Genomic DNA, 17,891 nt, shown 5'->3' on the forward strand with positions numbered 1-17,891 from the left:
CCGAATTACTGGTCCGGCTTCCCGAACTGCTCGTGCCGTCCCAGGCTGCGCAGATGGAACCATTCGCGCAGCCCCGCCGGATCGCGCCGGGTCACCAGGAAGAACCAGGAGAAGCGGATCCATTCCTGCGGCAGCAGCTTGCGCATACCGGGCTGGGACATCAGGTACCCGCGGTTGCGGTAGGTGAAATAGCGCTTGACCGGGTCGTCCGGGTACTGGGTGTGCATGCGCCCGCCGAGGATCGGCTTGAACTCGGCCGCGCCGTTGGGATGCAGGTAGGCGGTTTGCAGGCAGGTGCCGAAGGGCAGCCCGGAGCGCACCAACCGCCGGTGCACCTCGACCTCGTCGCCGCGCACGAACAGCCGCAGATCCGGCACCCCGATGACGTCGATCGCCCGCGCCGAGATGAGCGCGCCGTTGAACAGCGAGGCGATCCCGGGCAGGAAATCCTCCTCGCCCAGCTCCGACCGCAGCCGCCGCCACACCACGCCGCGCCGCAGCGGGAAGGCCAGCCGGTCGGGCTCGTCGATATCGCAGACCACGGGGGAGACCTCGACCAGACCGTGCCTGCCGGCGCAGTCCAGCAGAGTGGCCAGCACTTCGGGGCCTTCGGGCCTGCCGTCGTCGTCGGCCAGCCACACCCAGTCGGCGCCGAGGCTGAGCGCGTGCAGGATGCCGAGCGCGAATCCGCCCGCGCCGCCGAGGTTGTGGGCCGAGCCGAGATAGGTCGTCTCCACCGGCTGATCCCGGACCAGCTCGGCCACCTCGGGCTCGTTGCCGTTGTCGACGACGATGAGATGGTCGACCGGCCGCGACTGCGTGGCCAGCACCTTCAACGATTCGGCCAGCAGTTCGCGCCGCTTGTGGGTGACGACGACGGCGACGATGCGAGCGGTCGCGCCGGTATCGACTGCCGCGTGTTCGGCGGAGGTCGCGGACTCGACCGGGGACGCCCCGGCAGCGATCGGGGTGTTCTTCCCGGTCGGCTCACTCATGTCTGGTTCGGCTCCAGTTCTCGTTCGGCGTCGGCGGCCTGCTCGGCTTCCAATTCGGCAAGGACGGTCGCGACGTGATTACCCGCCTCCGGGCCCTCGTAGGCCCGCACCACTTCTTCGATACCGCCGTGCAGCCGGACCTGGCCGTGATCGATCCACAGGGCCGAATCGCAGAGCTGGGCGAGGAATTCGTTGGAATGGCTGGCGAAGACCAGGATGCCGGATCGGGCCACCAATTTCTGGAGGCGCAGCCGGGCTTTTTTCATGAATTCCGCGTCGACGGCGCCGATGCCTTCGTCCAGCAGCAGGATTTCCGGGTCGATCGAGGTGACCACGCCCATCGCCAGCCGCACCCGCATACCGGTGGAGTAGGTGCGCAATGGCATCGACAGGTATTCGCCGAGTTCGGTGAAATCGGCGATCTCATCGATCTTGGCCATCATCTGCTTGCGGGTCTGCCCGAGGAACAGGCCGCGAATGATGATGTTCTCGTATCCGGAGATCTCCGGGTCCATGCCGACACCGAGGTCGAACACCGGCGCCACCCGACCGCGAATGCGGGCACTGCCGCGCGAGGGTTCGTAGATGCCCGACAGCAGCCGCAGCAGTGTGGATTTGCCCGCGCCGTTGTGCCCGACCAGGCCGATCCGGTCGCCTTCTTTGAGCGACAGCGTGATGTCGCGCAATGCCTCGACCACCACGACATCGGACTGGTTGCGTCCGATGGCGCCGCCGGCTTTACCGAGGAACGCCTTCTTCAACGACCGCGATTTGGCGTCGAAGATGGGGAACTCCACCCACGCGTTGCGGGTTTCGATGCTCACATGATCTGTCATCGCTGCATCGGCTCCTATACCCAGTACGGCACGCGCGAACGGAATTTCTTCAGGGCGAATACGGCCCCGATCCAGCCCACCACAGTGATCGCGCCGACGATCACCCAGTGATAGAGCTGCTGATCGTCACCGAGTAGCGGCGCGCGCACGATTTCCAGGTAGTGGAAGGTCGGCACGATTTCGGCCAGCTTGGCCCGGTCGGCCACATCGCCGCCCTGTTCTTGCAGGCTCTTGGTGCTCCACATGACCGGGGTGAGCACGAACAGCATCAGCGTCATACTGCCGAGAATCGGTGCGATATCGCGGTAGCGGGTGCTGAAGATGCCGAACAGGATCGACACCCACATGGAATTGGCGAAGATCAGCAGCAGCGCCGGTATCGCGAAGACGACCGTCCAATGCAGGTTCTGCCACACCCCGAAGGCGAGCAGCACCACGAAATAGATGGCGAAGTTGTGCGCGAAGAACAGGAACTGCCGCCACACCAGCCGGTAGACGTGCACGCTCAACGCCGAGGGCAACTGTTTGATCAGGCCCTCGTTGGCGATGAACACATCCGAGCCCTCCAGGATGCTGGCCTGGATCACGTTCCACACGATCAACCCGACCGCCACATACGGCAGGTACTCGCGCAGCGGCTGGCCGAGCAGCGCCGCATAGAGAATGCCGATCGCGGTGGCCTGCACGCCGGTGGCGATGGTGATCCAGAACGGGCCGAGCACCGAGCGCCGGTAACGCTGCTTGATGTCCTGCCAGCCCAGCGATAGCCACAGCTCGCGCTGGCCGAAGCCGTCGCGCATGTCCTTGAACGCGCGGGCGAACGACTGCGAGTCCGAAACCAGCGGTTCGGCGGGCTCGACGGGCGCGGTGACGGTGGGTTCTGAGGTCTGTTCGTTACTCACATCGGAAACCGAGTCGGGGCGAGCGGCAGCGGCGGGCACGGTGGTCGAGACTACTCGGCCGACGGTCGACGGGCCCCGCCACCACTGCCGCCCGGCCGGGTCGAGGCGCGGAGGAGGCAGCGCAGCGCCACCACGCAGCGCCTCCCGGCCGGGCACAATTCAACACTGCCTGGGGTCACAGGTACTGGCCGGTGCCGCTCATGCCGTGGCCGTGCTGGGCGTTGCGCTGATCGCCCGCGTGCACACCCGGCGGCAGCGCACCCTGACGCATCTGCTCGAGCTGGGCCCGCGCCGCCATCTGCTGGGCGAACAGCGCGGTCTGGATGCCGTGGAACAGGCCCTCCAGCCAGCCGACCAGCTGGGCCTGGGCGATGCGCAGCTCGGCGTCGGAGGGCACCGACTCGTCGGTGAACGGCAGCGTCAGCCGCTCCAGCTCCTCACGCAGCTCCGGTGCCAAGCCCTGCTCCAGCTCGCGGATCGAGGATTTGTGGATCTCGCGCAGCCGGGCCCGGCTGGCGTCGTCCAGCGGTGCCGCCCGGACCTCCTCGAGCAGCTGCTTGATCATGGTGCCGATGCGCATGACCTTCGCGGGCTGCTCGACCATGTCGGCCAGCGATTCGCCGGAGTCGTCGCGCTCGTCAGAGTCGTTGGTTTTCTCGTCGTCGGAGACCACCTGCGCGGTGTAGGCCGCTTCCGATTCCTTGCCGCCGGGAAGCAGCAGGGGGCGTCCTTCGGGTCCGATAACGACGACGGGATCCGATGCGTCATCCGAGTGCGTCATGGTCTCTATCATGTCGCGTCGGCCGCGAACGTGCTAAAGACGGTGGCTGTGGGGAGGGTTACGCGGGCTCACCCGCTGCCCTTAGAGTGGCCAGCATGACTTACGACGTCGCGCGGGTTCGGGGCCTGATACCGTCCCTGGGCGACGGCTGGATCCACCTCGACCCGCAAGCGGGCATGCTGGTTCCGGATTCGGTATCCCGGGCCGTGTCAACAGGTTTCCGTACGTCGTCGTTTTCCCACGTCGGCCGCCATCATTCGGCCAAGCGCAGCGCCGCCATCCTGGACGCGGCGCGCGAGGCGGTCGCGGACCTGGTCGGCGGTGATCCCGCCGGCGTCGTGCTCGGGCCGGATCGTGCGGTACTGCTGGCCTGGCTGGCCGAGTCGCTGAGCTCGCGCCTCGGGCTCGGTACCGGGATCGTGCTGTCGCGCCTGGATGATGAGGCCAATGTCGCGCCCTGGTTGCGCATCGCCAACCGCTACGGCGCGCATGTGCGCTGGGCCGAGGTGGAGATCGAGACCTGCGAGATGCCGGCCTGGCAGTTCGAGGAGCTGATCGGACCCACCGCGCGGCTGGTCGCGCTGACGGCCGCCTCGCCGATCGTCGGCTCGGCGCCCGCGGTGCGGGTGGCCGCCGACCGGGTGCATGAGGTGGGCGGGCTGCTGGTGGCCGACGCGTTCGGCGCCGCGCCCTACGCGCTGATCGATATCGAAGAACTCAATGCCGACGTGGTCGCGCTGAGCGCACCGTCGTGGGGCGGCCCGCAGATCGGTGCGCTGGTCTTCCGCGATCCGGCCTTCCTCGACCGCATCCCGTCGATGTCGCTCAACCCGTATGCCAAGGGCGCCGAACGGCTCGAGGTCGGCGGGCACCAGTACTCACTGCTGGCCGGGCTCACCACCTCGATCGACTACCTGGCCGGGCTCGACGAACGCGCCACCGGCACCAGACGCGAACGCCTGGAAATCTCCATCACCTCGTTGCAGGACTACCACGACCAGCTGTTCGAGCATCTGATGGACACCCTCGACAAGATCGACAACCTCACCGTCATCGGCCGCGCCTCCACCCGCATCCCGACCGTCAGCTTCACCATGGTCGGCCTGCAAGCGGAGAAGATCGCCGCCAAGCTGGCCGACAACCGCATCGGCGTGCTCAGCGGCACGCACGGCGGCAGCCGGCTGCTGGACGCGCTCGGCGTCAACGACGAGGGCGGTGCGGTCACCGTCGGTCTGGCGCCGTATACGACGAAGTTCGAGATCGATCAGCTCGGCCGCGCGCTGGCCGCACTGGACTGACACTGCCGAGACATCGGTCTGCCGGGTCGAACCATGCGGCCGAAAGCGGGCGAGCCCGTCCTGTGCGCCGCCGCGCAAGGCACCACCCCGCACCGTCGACCGCGAGCTGGGCAACGGCGGCTGAGTCCCGATGCTGGCTGCACTGGACTGACGCCGCCGAGGCATCGGCGGGCTGGGTCGACTGGCCGCCTGGCCTGCATGAATGCGGTCGCGGAGTGGGCGTAGGTCGCTGAGCAGGCAGTGAGGGCGCGGATTGATCACCCCGGTCCGTCGCGGCAGCGCGTGGCTCGTGAACTTTGCGGCCGAAACCCCCGGTGCCGCCCGGTCGAAAAGCTCCGTGCGGCCTCAGTACTCGCCGATCTGCACAACGACCTTGCCTACGGTGTCGGGCGAATCCAGCAACTCGTGCGCCTGCCCCACCTCGCTGATCGGCAGTTCGGCCGCGATCACCGGAACCACGGCACCCTCCGCGACCAGCGGCCACACGTGCTTGCGGACCTCGGCGATGATCTCGGCCTTGCTGCCCGGCCCCGTCGCCGGACGTCCGCGCAGATTGGTGGCGCGCACCGCCGCGCGCTTGCCGAGCAGCGTGGCGAGGTTCAGTTCGCCCTTCACCCCGCCCTGCAATCCGATGACGACCAGCTGCCCGTAGGTGGCCAGCGCGTCCACATTGCGGGCCAGGTAGGCGGCGCCCATATTGTCGAGAATGATGTCGGCGCCCGGCCCGGCCGCGCCCTGCTCGTCGCGGATGATCTCGACGAAATCCTGTTCCCGGTAGTTGATCAGGATGTCCGCGCCCAGCTCGGCGCACTGTTCCAGCTTGTGTGCCGAACCCGCCGTCACCGCGACGCGCGCACCGAGCCGCTTGGCCACCTGGATCGCATGCGTGCCGATACCGCTGCCGCCGCCGTGGATCAGCACCAGCTGCCCGGCGCGCAGGCCCGCGGTCATCACCAGGTTCGACCACACCGTGGCCGCCACCTCGGGCAACCCGGCCGCCGCACCCAGATCGAGTTCGTCCGGGATGGGCAGCAGCTGTCCCGCCGGTGCGACGGCCCGCTCGGCGTAACCACCGCCGGACAGCAGCGCGCACACCCGGTCACCCACCGACCAGTCGCGGACTCCCTCGCCGAGCGCCGCGATCGTCCCCGAACACTCCAACCCGGGGATCTCGCTCGCGCCCGGCGGCGGCGGATAGTGGCCTTTACGCTGCATGATGTCGGCCCGGTTCACCCCGGCCGCGGCGACGTCGATCAGCACTTCGCCGGGCCCGGCCTCCGGTTCGGGCGCCTCGGCCCACTCCATGACCTCCGGCCCACCGAATCCGTTCAAGGTGATCGCGCGCACCCGCCCATACTGCCGGACCGCCCCGTCGCCCGGCCATCGCGGAGCTCGCCGAGCGCTACATGGCCGAGGCATCGCGCGAGTAGCACCCACGGTGATGTGACTCTCGGTCCGGGATCGCCCCGGGAGAGCGCGCTGGGCGGGGGTTACGGGCGAGTGATCGGCGGTGACGCGCCGCCACGAGAGTCCGGCCGCCGCTGCGGATTCGCCGGGTGTGGGCGCGGTCACGGAGGGTAGGCGCTAGCGTCTTCGAACGTGAGCAGCTTCATCGACTTTCAGAATGAGATCTACTTCCGTGGGCTGGGCGGCGAGGTTCCGGAACTGCCGATGACGGCCGACGGGCTCGAGGAGCGGGCCCGGGAGTTGCTCGGCGCGGAGGCGTTTGCCTACGTCGCAGGGAGCGCGTCGGGGGAGCGCACAGCGCAGGCCAACCGCGCGGCCTTCGACCGCTACCGGATCGTGCCGCGCATGTTGCGGGGCACCACCGGGCACGGCACCCGCGATCTGTCGGTCGAGGTGCTGGGTACCAAACTGTCCGCGCCGGTGCTCACCGCGCCGGTCGGGGTGCTGGAGCTGCTGCAGGAGCGCGGCGAGACGGTGGTCGGTGAGGTCACCAAGGAGCTCGGCGTCGGCATGGTGCTGTCCACGGCGGCGTCGTCGACCATCGAGGAGGTCGGCGCGGTCTCCGGCGAATGGTGGTATCAGCTGTACTGGCCCGCTGACAACGACCTCGCGCGCTCGTTCGTCCAGCGGGCCGAGCAGGCCGGCGCCAAGGCCATCGTCGTCACCGTCGACACGCCCTCGCTCGGCTGGCGCCCGCGCGATCTGGAGCTGGCCCATCTGCCGTTCTTGCAGGGCAAGGGCATCGCGAACTACCTGTCCGATCCGGTGTTCCGCGCCAAGCTGCCCGCCGCGCCGGAGGACAGCGAGGACGCCATGCGCACCGCGATCCTCACCTGGGCCGGGCTGTTCGGCAACCACACGCTGCGCCCCGCCGATATCGCGCACCTGCGCGAATGGACCGACCTGCCGATCGCGGTCAAGGGCATCCTGCATCCCGACGACGCCAGGCAGGTGGTCGACGCCGGCGCCGACGCGGTGGTGGTGAGCAACCACGGCGGCCGTCAGGTCGACGGCGCCATCGCGGCGCTGGACGCGCTGCCCGCCGTGGTCGCGGGCGTCGGCGATCGCGCCGACGTGCTTTTCGACTCCGGAATCCGCACCGGCTCGGACATGCTCATCGCGCTGGCGCTGGGCGCCAAGGCGGTGTTCTACGGGCGGCCGTGGGCCTATGGGCTCGGCATCGCCGGTCACGACGGCGTGCGTCATGCGCTGCGGCTGCTGCTGGCCGACTTCGATTCGGCGATGGGCCTGTCCGGTCACGCGAAGGTCGGCGATCTCTCGCGCGATCTGCTGGTGACGCCGCGCTGAACGCCGAAAGGGTAACCGGCCGGTAACTTCGCTGGTCGGGCGGCATAGAATACCGACGTGTCTACCAAACCAAGCGGTCGCGTTTCCGCTGAGCCGGAGTGGCTGACCCCGGCTCAGCAGAACGCGTGGCGGGCCTTCATGGACGGCCACCTCCGTTTGATGACCACGTTGAACCGGCAGCTGCAACGCGACAACGACCTGAGCCTGGCCGAATACCGGATCCTGGTGCTGCTGTCGGAGGCGCCCGGCCGGGCCTTGCGGATGAGCGAGCTGGCCGACGGCGTGCTCTCCTCGCGCAGCCGCCTCACCCACCAGATCCGCCGGATGGAGGCGCAGGGCCTGGTGCGCCGCAATACCTGTGTCGAGGACGGCCGCGGCGTGCTCGCCGAACTCACCGACGCCGGCCTGCACCGGCTCTCGGAGGCCGCGCCCGGTCATGTCGAGGCGGTGCGCAAGGGGTTCATCGACCTGCTCACCCCCGAGCAGCTCGACGTCATCGCCGATGTCTTCGGCCGCATCGACGTCGAAGCCCTCTCGGACGGCCGCTGACCCACCCGCGCGATCGGTTACGATCGTGGCTCTGGAGACGTGGCAGAGCGGCCGAATGCACTCGCCTTGAAAGCGAGCGTCGTGAGAGCGACCGGGGGTTCAAATCCCTCCGTCTCCGCCATCAGCCCGCGCCGGCGGCCGGATCGCGACCGGCCCCGGCGGGCGGAATCGCCCGATACCGATCACGTCCCAGCCCGGCAACACGCCGCGATTATCGAGTGTGTCGTGCACCGCGAGTGTTTCAATGCGGCTATGACGTGGACCACCATCGCTAGATCCCTGAGCTTGCTGGCCGTGGGTACCGCGGCCGGTCTCACCCTCGCGGCGCCGGCCCAGGCCAGCGACGCCAACCCGCTGGACTGTTCGGGCGTGCCGCACGCGCAGGGTATCGCCGACCGGCACAGCGGCCTGCGCGGCGTGCCCGTGGTGCCGGTGTGCATGAACAACAAGGTCTATATCGGGATCCCGCTGGCGGTTTCGCCGCTGGCCAACATCACCCTGCCCGGCACCACCACCGTCTGCCTGGTGGAACGCGAAACCGTCGAGGCCGCTGCCCGATTCGAGTGGCGCCGCGATCAGCACGTGGTGCCGATGTGCATCGCCAACCGCGCCTACGGCGTCTACGAGCCCTGATCCCGGCCATCGGTGCTGGTAGCCGGGCGGATTCGCGCCCCGTGCGATTTTCGCCGCCGCGACCGCTCGGGCGCTTCTGGCAGTATGGCCACATGCTGTCACGGCGTGGACCGCGGCGCCGGCTGTCCGGCGCGCTGGTGAGCGCCGCACTGCTGATCGGTGCGGCGGCCACCGGCGCCCCCCTGACGACGGCCGCGCCCCCCGAGGAACAGGGCACCGGATCCTCCGACGGGCCGGGGATGGCCGAGCAGACCAGACCGATGCCCGCGCGCCCCAGGATCAGTGGCGTCAGCGAGATCACCGACCGCAGGCTGCGCGTCTACGTCGATTCGCCCGCGATGAGCCGCACCGTCGAAGTACAGGTGCTGTTGCCGCGCGACCGCAGCGCACCCCGTCCCACCGTCTACATGCTCGACGGCCGCAGCGCGGTCGAGGACAGCAACAACTGGATCGAACGCGGCGGCGCGGTGCCGTTCTACGAGGACAAGAACGTCAATGTGGTGTTCACCGTCGGCGGCCCCGCCAGCTACTACACCGACTGGCAGCGGCCCGATCCGGTGCTCGGCACCAATATGTGGGAAACCTTCCTGACCAAGGAACTGCCCCCGCTCATCGACGCCCGGTTCGACGGCAACGGCCGCAATGCCCTGATGGGTGTGTCGATGGGTGCCGAGGGCGCGATGATGCTCGCGGTGCGCGAACCGCGGCTCTACTCCGCGGTCGCCGCGCACAGCGGTTGCTACACCAGCGGATCCGATCTCGGTCAGGCGCAGGTGCGTGCCGTGATCGCCACCTACAAGGGCGATCCGGACAATATGTTCGGCGAACCCGAAGACCCGGCCTGGCTCGCCCACGACGTCACCCGGCACGCGGAAGCGTTGCGCGGCAAGGCCATCTACCTGTCCTCCGGCAGCGGTGTCCCGGGCAAGTACGAGGTCCCGGGCAACCCGGAGCTGCTCACCGCGATCGGTTTCGGCAGCCCGCTGGAAGCCGGCACCAACACCTGCACCCGTCGCCTCATCGACCGGCTCGACGCGCTCGGCATCGCGCATACCGCGCATCTGCGGTCGACCGGCACGCATTCCTGGCCGTACTGGGCCGACGAGCTACACAGCTCCTGGCCGACGATCGCGCGCGGGCTCGGCGTGGAGTGAGGTTTCGCGCGCTCGCCGCCGGATCAGCGGGTAGATCGGCGTGGCCTGCGGATCGAGCGGATGTCGGCATGCCGCGCGTCGCGTGACGATCGGCAGAGACGCCGACGCTCAGCCGGCGAACCGGGCAGCGACCGCCGGATCGGTGGCGAAGCTCAGGAACAGGTCGTTCTCGTGCGGATCGCCGGTGGTGACGCGCACTCCGTCGCCGGCGAACGGCCGCACCAGCACTCCGGCCTCCGCGCTCGCCTCGGCGAAGGGCACGCTGTGCTCGCCCAGTGCGAGCCAGACGAAGTTCGCCTCGCTCGGCGGCACCCGGTAGCCCGCGGCGAGCAGCGCCTCGCGCACCCGATTCCGTTCGGCGATCAGCGGCTCGGTGCGATCGAGCAGCTCGTGCCGCGCCTCCAGCGAGGCGATCGCGGCGGCCTGCACGATTCGGTTGACGCTGAACGGGATGTGCACCTTCAGCAGCGCGGTGATCACCTCGGGCGCGCCCACCGCGTACCCCGCGCGCAGCCCGGCCAGCCCGTAGGCCTTCGAGAAGGTTCGCAGCACAACCACATTGGGCCGGGTGCGGCCGAGCTCGACGCCGTCGGGGCGGTCCTGCGGGGTCAGCCGCATGTATTCGTAGTAGGCCTCGTCCAGCACCACCAGCACGGTGTCCGGGACGGTGTCGAGGAACCGGGTCAGCGCCGCCTGGCCGACCGCGGTGCCGGTCGGGTTGTTCGGGTTGCAGATGAAGATCATCTTGGTGCGTTCGGTGACCGCGGCGGCGATCGCGTCCAGATCGTGCACCAGCTCCGCGTCCAGCGGCACCGGCACGGCCTTGGCATTGCCCACCTGGGTGACGATCGGGTACGCCTCGAACGAGCGCCACGCGAACAGCACCTCGTCGTCGGGGGAGGAGCAGGTGATCTGCACCAGTTCCTGGCACAGCGCGACGCTGCCGCAGCCCACCGCGACGTTCGCCGGGGAGACGCCGAGGAACTCCGCCAGCGCCGCCCGCAGCTCGGTGACCTGATTGTCCGGGTAGCGGCTCGACAGCTCGGCCGCCTCGGTGATGGCCTTGAGGGCGGTTGGCAGCGGACCGAAGGTGGTCTCGTTGCTGGCGAGCTTGACCGCACCGGGATGGTTGCGGCCGGGGACGTACGCCGGAATGGAATCGAGGTCCGGCCGAATCTGCGCGGTCACCCCCCAACCATATGCCCGCCCCCGGAATTTCCGTGCGGGAGGGCCTCTCACGTGCAATTTCTCCCCAAGATCAGAAATCGGCCCTACGCTGGATTCATGTCGGGCACTTATGACGATCTAGCGCCGCTGCGCGTCGGGGACGACATGGCAACCGAAGGTGAATCCGAGCCGGACCGGCGCCCGGCCGCGCACCAGCAGGTGCCCATCACCGTGGTCGAACCCGAGGGCAATGCCCGTGGCGGCATCGTGTTGCTGCACGAGTCCAGTGAGTTCACCGGGCCGTTGCTGGAGCTCATGCAGGCGTTGGCCACCGAGGGCTGGACGGTCGTCGCGCCCAACCTGTTCCATCGCGCCACCGATACGCCGTCGACCGGGGTGTTCGGCGACGAACTGTTCGAGGATTTCGACGCCTGCTTCGACTGGCTCACCCGGCGTGGAGTGTTCCCGGACTGCATCGGCGCGCTCGGCTTCGATACCGCGGGCACCGCCGCCTGCCTCGTCGCCACCAACCGCCCCATCGGCGCCGCCGTCAGCGTCGCCGCCCGTGGCATCGTGAGCCCCCTCACCGACAAAGCCGAGGCCCTTGTCGAGGCCGCCCCGCGGTTGCAGGCCCCGTGGCTCGGCCTGTTCGGCGAGACCGACCCGAACACCCCGTCCGAGGAAGTCGAGCAGTTGCGCGACGCCGCCGCCCGCGCCGAAGTGGCGAGTCTGGTGATCAGTTATCCGGGTCTGCTGCACCGCGCCGACAAACCCGGCGACGACGAGGAGGAGCGCGACGACCTCATCGACGCGCAAACCAGGATCTTCGACTGGTTCGACAGCAATTTACGCTAACTACCAGCCGTTTTGCACTCTGTGGATCGGCTACTGTAACCTTGCTGCTCGGCGGTTCGAAAGGACCGGTGCCCTCGAAGAGAAGGCTCCAGGAGGCGTGCCAGAGCGGCCGAATGGGACTCACTGCTAATGAGTTGTCCCTTCACGGGGACCGGAGGTTCAAATCCTCTCGCCTCCGCCAAGCCCGGGAAACCGGGTCCACAACTGAACACCGCATGCGCCCGTAGCTCAACGGATAGAGCATCTGACTACGGATCAGAAGGTTAGGGGTTCGAATCCCTTCGGGCGCACTTCAGAAGGCCCCTCCCGCTCGGGAGGGGCCTTCTTTCTCGTCGCGGGGATTACTTCGGGCATACATTCGCCGAGCGATATACCGCCGATGGGCGCGCTGTTGCCTCCGTCGTGTGCCGTTCGACACATCCCACCGGTTCTGGCCGGCAAACGCCTCCGCAGGCTCGCCAGTCATGGGGAATGCCGCCAGCACACCCGTAGCATCGCCGTCGTGAAACTTGGAATGCTTTCGTGCATAGGTGCTCTCACCGTGGCCGCGGTGTCCGTGGTGGCGCCGTCCGCCTCGGCGTTTCCGACCGGATCGTTCGGGGGTGGCGGTGACGGCAGGCAAGTCGTGATCATCGACGGCACCATGGAGCTGAGCAACCTCGACCAGTGCTGGGCCAGTGGGTTCCCGCGCGAGATCGAGGTCGAGAACCGCAGCGACCGCAACTTCCTGCTGTTCGCCTCCGACAACTGCACCGGTGCCCCCGTCGCGACTGTCGCCCCGCACAGCCGCCTCACCCACCACGGCTGGTCCGGTAAGGCCGCCTGACGACCCGCGAGTGGTGCCCGGCCGCGAACTGTTTCCGCAGCCGGGTACCACTCGCTCTACTTCCAGTCGGGAACCGGCGGCAGCGGCTGGGGGAGTGAATCGGGGGTGGTGCGGCCGAGCAGCCAGACGAGGGTGTCGGCGGCGGGGGCGGTGATGGTGTGGGTGGCGGTGCCGTCGCCGATGGTGGCGGTGAAATCGGGGGTGATGATCTCGAACGGCTCGGTGGCGGACTTGCTCAGGCTCGCGGCGGCCTCGGGGAGCAGTCGGCCGACGAAATCGGCGGGCCAGTCGGTGTGGGTGTAGCCGGCGGCGAGATCGACGTGGTGGATCTCGACCTCCTGCCAGCGCATCCAGACCACCTCGGTGGCGGGGATCGGCCGGCCCTGACGAGTACGCACCTCGGCCTGCCACTGTTCGGGGCTGAGGGTGGCGGCCAGGCCGGCGAACCGCTGCGCCGACTCCACGAAATCGGTCCGCTGTTCGGCGAGCGGACGCGGAGCGCCTTCCTCGATATCGGATTCCCGTAGGAAAGCGCTTGCGTACTGCGGGATTTCGACGCCGGTGCGCGCCCACAGCAGCAGATTGACCAGGCTGTCGGCATTTCGCGACAGGTGCGCGAGGACGTGGCCGCGGGTCCAGCCGGGCAGCAGGGACGGCTCTTTCAACGCCGCATCGTCCAGGGTGTCGATGGTGGCGAGCAGACGCCGCGTCGATTCGGTGACGGTATCGAGGAGCTTCAGGGCGGCCTCAGGAGTATCGCTGGTCACGGTTCGAGATTATCGGCCGAACTCGAGTAATTTCCCGGATCCCTGACCGCGCTGTGCGGTCGGACAATCGGTCGATGCATGCCCTCCGTTCACACACAGCTATCAGACTCCGAGCGGCGTCATCGCTCGTGATCGCCGGGTTGACGTTGGCTACTGCCGCATGCGGCTTCACGCGAGCTCCAACCAGACTCGATGAAGCAGAGGCCTATCAGCGGGCCGACGAGCATATCGCGGCGGTGGTCGACAGACTCGGTCGGGAAGTCATGATGAAACCCGGGCTGCGCAGCACCAGTGTTCGTGACCCCGTATTCGGTGGGGAGCCGAAGGTAGTTGGTGTGGAGGTCAATTACATTCTGGTGTTTCCCGAAGTCGACCCTCCCACCTTCACCGGGAACGCCGACGTGTTCAGCCGGGTGGAAGCGTGGTGGACCGATAACGGCTATCGGATTACGTATCGCGAACGGGACCGCCCATTCCGGGTCTTACGGGTGATCGATGACCAAGATGGCGTAACTGTCGCGCTGAAGGAGGGGAGAATAGGTAACCTGTGGCTTACCGCCAGCTGCCCGATGTCAGTGCGTTACCGCCGCTGACACCCCACGCGCAGCGCAGCGGAACACGGGTTACCGCGCATGCCGGGTGACGATCCGGTGGATGAGCCGCGCCGCCGTCCGCGCGGTCCGGTTGTCGATATCGAGCCCGGGATTGAGCTCCGCCACATCCGCGACGGCGAGCTTGCCGCTCGCGGTCACCCGATCGCAGACGGCCTGAATCGTCGGGAGCGGGATGCCGAAGGCGGCAGGCGCACTGACGCCCGGCGCGACCGACGCGGGCAGCACATCGAGATCGATGGTCAAGTACAGCAGGTCGATCTCGGCCAGGAAGTCGTCGACGAAGGCCAGCGCCGACTGCTGATCGCAGTCGTCGTCGAGCAGATAACGCACGTCGAACTTCGCCGCGGTGTCGAACAGCGCGGCGGTATTGCTCGGCTGGCTGATGCCGAGCACCGCGTAGCGCACCGCGCCGTCGGCCTCCAGGATCTGCCGGAACGGGGTGCCGGAGCTGGGAACCGGATCGGCGCGCAGGTCGAAATGGGCGTCGAGGTTGAGGATTCCGATCCGCCCCGCCGCGCGGCCGCGCGCAGATCCCGCGACGCCGAGGTAGGTGCCGTAGGCGATCTCGTGGCCGCCACCGAGCACGATCGGGAAGTGGCCGGCGTCGAGCAGTGCGCTCACCTCGGCGCCGAGGGCGCGTTGACCCTCCTCGAGCCTCTCGCCGGAAACGGTCACGGTTCCCGCGTCGAAGGCTCGATGCGGTGCCGCCAGCGCCATCGGCGACAGCGCCTGTCGCAGCGCATCCGGCCCCGCCGCGGCGCCGACCCGGCCCTTGTTGCGCCGCACGCCCTCATCGCTGGCGAATCCGACGAACACGCACGCACCGGGTTCGACACCCGGCCCATACGGTTCGACGACCTGATGCCAGCGCAGATGCTCGGGTGTGGTGCCGTCGGTGCGTCCGGTCCAGCGGGGTTGCATCGGGTGCTCCTCAGTTCGAGTAGGCGAGCGTGCCTTCGCGCCACACTCGGCTGATCAACGGGACCCCCGGCCGGTAGGCCAGGTGCAGGTGGGATGGGGCGTCGAGCGCCAGTGCGTCGGCGCGGGCGCCGGGGGTCAGCGCACCGACGTCGGTGCGCTGCAGGGCGCGGGCGCCGCCGGCGGTGGCGGCCCAGACGGCTTCATCCGGTGTCATGTGCATATCGCGCACCGCGATGGCGATGCAGAACGGCAGGCTGGTCGTGTAGCTGGTGCCCGGATTGCAGTCGGCGCCGAGCGCGACCGTCACGCCCGCGTCGATCAGCGCGCGTGCGTCGGGATAGCTGCTGCGGGTGCAGAAGTCCGCGCCCGGCAGCAGCGTGGCCACGGTGTCGCTCTGGGCGAGGGCGTCGATATCGGCGGCGTTCACATGCGTTACATGGTCGACCGAGGCCGCACCCAGTTCCACTGCGAGTTGCACTCCAGGACCCTGTCGCAGCTGGTTGCCGTGCACTCGCGGAATCAGCCCGTGCGCGATCCCGGCGGTGAGCACGGTGTGTGCCTGGTCGCGGTCGAAGGCGCCCTGTTCGCAGAACACGTCGATCCATTTGGCGTGCGGCGCGCACTTCGGGATCATCTCCGCGACCACCATCGCCACGTAGTCGTCGGCGCGTCCCGCGTACTCGGGCGGCGGCACATGTGCGGCCAGCAGCGTCACCTCGTCGGTGTGCCGGCCCGCCACCTGGACGCTGCGCAGTTCGTCGGCGACGGTCTGCCCGTAACCGGATTTGCATTCGACGGTCGTGCTGCCCGCCCGCAGCGATTCATCGAGCAGCCTGCGCACATTCGCCCCGAGCTGCTCATCTGTAGCGGCCCTGGTGGCCGCGATGGTGGTGCGGATCCCGCCCGCGGCGTACTTCTGCCCCGACATGCGCGCCGCGAACTCCTCGGCCCGGTCCCCGGCGAACACCAGATGGGAATGGGATTCCACGAATCCGGGCAGTACGGCGCGCCCGTCGAGCGAGTGCTGTGTATCGGCAGCAGGCGCTGCGGCCGAATCACCCACCCACGCCACGGCGCCGTCCGCGAAGACGACGGCGGCGTCACGGCGCAGGCCGAGCGGGCCCTCGCCGAGGGCGGGATCGTTGGTGACGAGGACGCCGATATCGGTCAGTGCGGTGGTTGCCATGCATGACTCCTAGATCCGAGTGTCGACCATCTCGGTGTGCGAGGGGTAGATCATCTGCGCGGGTGGGTTGTTGGTGCGTTTGGCGACCGGGTAGTAGATGGCTCCGGTGAACACGATGCCGACGATCCACGAGATGTCGGCGCCGCCGAGCATCTCGGTGACCGGCCCGGTGTAGAGCTTCTGCGCCAGGAACGGGATCTGCGCGATCACGCCGAGCGCGTAGCAGACCAGGGCGGGCACATTCCATGCGCCGTAGCGGCCTGCGGGGTCGTAGAGCGCGGGCAGGTCGATGCGTTCTTTGGAGATCAGGTAGTAGTCGATCAGGTTGATCGCGCTCCACGGCGTGAACACCATGAGCAGCACAAGGACGAAGTTCTTGAAGTTCTCCAGGAAGTCTGCGCTGGCGGCGATCGCGATCAGCATCGACACCCCGACGAACCCGAGGATGTAGAGGCTGCGGGCGGCGGTGGAGATGTGCGAGCGCCCGTTGAACGCCGTGACGCTGGTGAGCACCGACATGAACCCGCCGTAGGCGTTGAGCACGTTGACCGTCAGTTTGCCGACCACGATCACCAGATAGATCAAGAAGGCGATGACGGCGGGCCCGGCGAGCTCACCGAGGAACCCGACCTGGTTGCCCAGGAAGGCGTCACCGGCGACGGCCGCAACCAGCGCGCCGAAGGTCATCGACCACTGCGAGCCGATCACGCTACCGAGGAAGGTGGACCAGAAGGTGGTGCGTTCGCTGGTGCTGCGCGGCAGGTAGCGCGAGTAGTCGGCGACGTAGGGGCCGAAGGTCAGCTGCCAGCCCGCGCCGAGGGAGATGGCCAGCAGGAAGGTCACGGCGTCGAATCCGACGATGCCGACGAAATCGCCGACGCTGTATTCGGCGAACAACTGGATCGCCAGATAGGTGAATCCGAGGATCCCGATGACGGTCGCGATCCGGCCGACCACGTGGATCAGCCGATACCCGGTGATGGCCACGAACGCGGTGAGCGCGCCGAAGATCAGGATTCCGATGGTCGGGTTGTCGATCCCGAGCATCTTGTCGACCGCTTGCCCGGCCAGCACGGTGCCGGTGGCGGCGAACCCCAGATACATCAGGATCACGAGTACCAGCGGAACCACCGCGCCCTTGACGCCGAACTGGGCGCGACTCGAGATCATCTGCGGCAATCCCATCCGCGGGCCCTGCGCTGAATGCAGGGCCATCACCGCACCGCCGAAAACGTTGCCGATGAGTAGCCCTAGAATTGCCCAGAGCGCGTCGGCGCCGAAGACGACCGCGAGCGCACCGTCGACCACCGCGGTGATCTGCATATTCGCCCCGAACCACAGGGTGAACTGGCTGCGCGGTGTGCCATGCCGTTCGTTGTCCGGAACGACGTCGATGGTGCGGCGTTCGAGCCTGAGGATGTCCTCGGAGGTGCCGTCGTTGTTCATGAGCCTGACTTTCTGCGGCGTCGACATGAGTGGCGACCCGGCGGCGCGGTGGTTGCCGCGCTGTGTGGTGGATCACGCCATGCCGCATATGTATATGCCTGTATAGACAGGCTGTCAAGCGGCTGACGTGGTCGTTAGGCCATGGCGGCTGCCGCAGGTGCGAGCCGTTCGGAATGTGGGCGTTGA

At 68.2% G+C, this 17,891-nt stretch carries 18 protein-coding genes and 3 tRNA genes; 11 read left to right on the plus strand and 10 right to left on the minus strand.

All coding sequences use genetic code 11. The features are described 5' to 3' along the window. Positions 1-5: 5 nt before the first annotated feature. The 4 genes from NOCYR_RS00895 to NOCYR_RS00910 all read right to left on the minus strand — a co-directional run bounded on the left by NOCYR_RS00895 (position 6) and on the right by NOCYR_RS00910 (position 3,514). Complete coding sequence (locus NOCYR_RS00895; protein ID WP_014348475.1) at positions 6-995, minus strand: glycosyltransferase; 990 nt, start codon at positions 993-995, stop codon at positions 6-8. Beyond that, a complete protein-coding gene (locus tag NOCYR_RS00900; RefSeq protein ID WP_048832536.1) occupies positions 992-1,831 on the minus strand; it encodes an ABC transporter ATP-binding protein in 840 nt (279 codons plus the stop codon). The genes NOCYR_RS00895 and NOCYR_RS00900 overlap by 4 nt, the downstream gene beginning before the upstream one ends. Positions 1,832-1,845: 14 nt before the next feature. Further along, the gene (locus NOCYR_RS00905) at positions 1,846-2,733 is read right to left on the minus strand and encodes an ABC transporter permease (protein WP_014348477.1); all 888 of its coding nucleotides are present in this window, start codon (positions 2,731-2,733) and stop codon (positions 1,846-1,848) included. Positions 2,734-2,908: 175 nt separating this feature from the next. After that, positions 2,909-3,514, minus strand: coding sequence for a bacterial proteasome activator family protein (locus tag NOCYR_RS00910; protein WP_014348478.1), 606 nt, complete (start codon positions 3,512-3,514; stop codon positions 2,909-2,911). Between the two features lie 95 nt (positions 3,515-3,609). Here NOCYR_RS00910 and NOCYR_RS00915 point away from each other — a divergent pair, with 95 nt between their 5' ends. After that, a complete protein-coding gene (locus NOCYR_RS00915) occupies positions 3,610-4,812 on the plus strand; it encodes a cysteine desulfurase-like protein (RefSeq protein WP_014348479.1) in 1,203 nt (400 codons plus the stop codon). 345 nt (positions 4,813-5,157) lie between these two features. Here NOCYR_RS00915 and NOCYR_RS00920 read toward each other — a convergent pair whose 3' ends face one another. Beyond that, positions 5,158-6,159 (minus strand): NAD(P)H-quinone oxidoreductase, encoded by a 1,002-nt coding sequence (locus NOCYR_RS00920; protein ID WP_014348480.1) that lies wholly within the window; start codon positions 6,157-6,159, stop codon positions 5,158-5,160. Positions 6,160-6,411: 252 nt separating this feature from the next. Here NOCYR_RS00920 and NOCYR_RS00925 point away from each other — a divergent pair, with 252 nt between their 5' ends. The 5 genes from NOCYR_RS00925 to NOCYR_RS00945 all read left to right on the plus strand — a co-directional run bounded on the left by NOCYR_RS00925 (position 6,412) and on the right by NOCYR_RS00945 (position 9,923). After that, on the plus strand, positions 6,412-7,587 hold the full coding sequence (locus tag NOCYR_RS00925) for a lactate 2-monooxygenase (RefSeq protein ID WP_014348481.1): 1,176 nt from the start codon (positions 6,412-6,414) through the stop codon (positions 7,585-7,587). A gap of 138 nt (positions 7,588-7,725) precedes the next feature. After that, entirely contained in the window at positions 7,726-8,136 is a 411-nt protein-coding gene (locus NOCYR_RS00930) for a MarR family winged helix-turn-helix transcriptional regulator (RefSeq protein ID WP_014348482.1), read from the plus strand. A gap of 33 nt (positions 8,137-8,169) precedes the next feature. Beyond that, positions 8,170-8,257 (plus strand) — tRNA-Ser (locus NOCYR_RS00935). Positions 8,258-8,388: 131 nt separating this feature from the next. After that, positions 8,389-8,769 (plus strand): hypothetical protein, encoded by a 381-nt coding sequence (locus tag NOCYR_RS00940; RefSeq protein ID WP_148280495.1) that lies wholly within the window; start codon positions 8,389-8,391, stop codon positions 8,767-8,769. 92 nt (positions 8,770-8,861) lie between these two features. Further along, positions 8,862-9,923, plus strand: a complete 1,062-nt coding sequence (locus NOCYR_RS00945) for an alpha/beta hydrolase (protein ID WP_014348484.1) — start codon at positions 8,862-8,864, stop codon at positions 9,921-9,923. 108 nt (positions 9,924-10,031) lie between these two features. Here the strand turns inward: NOCYR_RS00945 and hisC are convergent, their stop codons facing one another. Then, positions 10,032-11,111 carry a histidinol-phosphate transaminase gene (gene hisC, locus NOCYR_RS00950; protein WP_014348485.1) on the minus strand — a complete coding sequence of 360 codons (1,080 nt, stop codon included), beginning with the start codon at positions 11,109-11,111 and terminating at the stop codon, positions 10,032-10,034. 96 nt (positions 11,112-11,207) lie between these two features. Here hisC and NOCYR_RS00955 point away from each other — a divergent pair, with 96 nt between their 5' ends. The 4 genes from NOCYR_RS00955 (at position 11,208) to NOCYR_RS00970 (ending at position 12,771) form a co-directional block, all read left to right on the plus strand. Then, on the plus strand, positions 11,208-11,945 hold the full coding sequence (locus NOCYR_RS00955; protein ID WP_014348486.1) for a dienelactone hydrolase family protein: 738 nt from the start codon (positions 11,208-11,210) through the stop codon (positions 11,943-11,945). Positions 11,946-12,036: 91 nt separating this feature from the next. Continuing rightward, positions 12,037-12,126 (plus strand) — tRNA-Ser (locus NOCYR_RS00960). 36 nt (positions 12,127-12,162) lie between these two features. Beyond that, positions 12,163-12,235: transfer RNA gene (locus NOCYR_RS00965), tRNA-Arg, on the plus strand. Between the two features lie 251 nt (positions 12,236-12,486). Continuing rightward, positions 12,487-12,771, plus strand: coding sequence for a hypothetical protein (locus NOCYR_RS00970; RefSeq protein ID WP_014348487.1), 285 nt, complete (start codon positions 12,487-12,489; stop codon positions 12,769-12,771). Between the two features lie 56 nt (positions 12,772-12,827). Here the strand turns inward: NOCYR_RS00970 and NOCYR_RS00975 are convergent, their stop codons facing one another. After that, complete coding sequence (locus NOCYR_RS00975) at positions 12,828-13,538, minus strand: maleylpyruvate isomerase family mycothiol-dependent enzyme (protein ID WP_014348488.1); 711 nt, start codon at positions 13,536-13,538, stop codon at positions 12,828-12,830. Positions 13,539-13,666: 128 nt separating this feature from the next. On the opposite strand from NOCYR_RS00975, the gene NOCYR_RS00980 reads away from it, so the two are divergent. Beyond that, entirely contained in the window at positions 13,667-14,131 is a 465-nt protein-coding gene (locus NOCYR_RS00980; RefSeq protein WP_048832540.1) for a hypothetical protein, read from the plus strand. Positions 14,132-14,161: 30 nt separating this feature from the next. Here the strand turns inward: NOCYR_RS00980 and hutG are convergent, their stop codons facing one another. From hutG to NOCYR_RS00995, 3 genes are read right to left on the minus strand one after another with little or no spacing between them, the layout of a single operon-like run. Continuing rightward, positions 14,162-15,073, minus strand: a complete 912-nt coding sequence (gene hutG / locus NOCYR_RS00985) for a formimidoylglutamase (RefSeq protein WP_014348490.1) — start codon at positions 15,071-15,073, stop codon at positions 14,162-14,164. A gap of 10 nt (positions 15,074-15,083) precedes the next feature. Next, positions 15,084-16,259 (minus strand): imidazolonepropionase, encoded by a 1,176-nt coding sequence (gene hutI, locus NOCYR_RS00990; protein WP_014348491.1) that lies wholly within the window; start codon positions 16,257-16,259, stop codon positions 15,084-15,086. Between the two features lie 9 nt (positions 16,260-16,268). Continuing rightward, on the minus strand, positions 16,269-17,705 hold the full coding sequence (locus NOCYR_RS00995; RefSeq protein WP_014348492.1) for a purine-cytosine permease family protein: 1,437 nt from the start codon (positions 17,703-17,705) through the stop codon (positions 16,269-16,271). Positions 17,706-17,891: the final 186 nt, after the last annotated feature.

Origin of the sequence: Nocardia cyriacigeorgica GUH-2, assembly GCF_000284035.1 — a bacterium.
Lineage (GTDB): Bacteria > Actinomycetota > Actinomycetes > Mycobacteriales > Mycobacteriaceae > Nocardia > Nocardia cyriacigeorgica_B.

Coding starts and splice junctions, on each gene's coding strand:
- NOCYR_RS00995 (WP_014348492.1), bottom strand. CDS start 17,705: ATGAACAACGACGGCACCTCCGAGGACATCCTCAGGCTCGAACGCCGC.
- NOCYR_RS00910 (WP_014348478.1), bottom strand. CDS start 3,514: ATGACGCACTCGGATGACGCATCGGATCCCGTCGTCGTTATCGGACCC.
- hutG (WP_014348490.1), bottom strand. CDS start 15,073: ATGCAACCCCGCTGGACCGGACGCACCGACGGCACCACACCCGAGCAT.
- NOCYR_RS00915 (WP_014348479.1), top strand. CDS start 3,610: ATGACTTACGACGTCGCGCGGGTTCGGGGCCTGATACCGTCCCTGGGC.
- NOCYR_RS00895 (WP_014348475.1), bottom strand. CDS start 995: ATGAGTGAGCCGACCGGGAAGAACACCCCGATCGCTGCCGGGGCGTCC.
- NOCYR_RS00900 (WP_048832536.1), bottom strand. CDS start 1,831: ATGACAGATCATGTGAGCATCGAAACCCGCAACGCGTGGGTGGAGTTC.
- NOCYR_RS00955 (WP_014348486.1), top strand. CDS start 11,208: ATGTCGGGCACTTATGACGATCTAGCGCCGCTGCGCGTCGGGGACGAC.
- NOCYR_RS00930 (WP_014348482.1), top strand. CDS start 7,726: ATGGACGGCCACCTCCGTTTGATGACCACGTTGAACCGGCAGCTGCAA.
- hutI (WP_014348491.1), bottom strand. CDS start 16,259: ATGGCAACCACCGCACTGACCGATATCGGCGTCCTCGTCACCAACGAT.
- NOCYR_RS00945 (WP_014348484.1), top strand. CDS start 8,862: ATGCTGTCACGGCGTGGACCGCGGCGCCGGCTGTCCGGCGCGCTGGTG.
- NOCYR_RS00940 (WP_148280495.1), top strand. CDS start 8,389: ATGACGTGGACCACCATCGCTAGATCCCTGAGCTTGCTGGCCGTGGGT.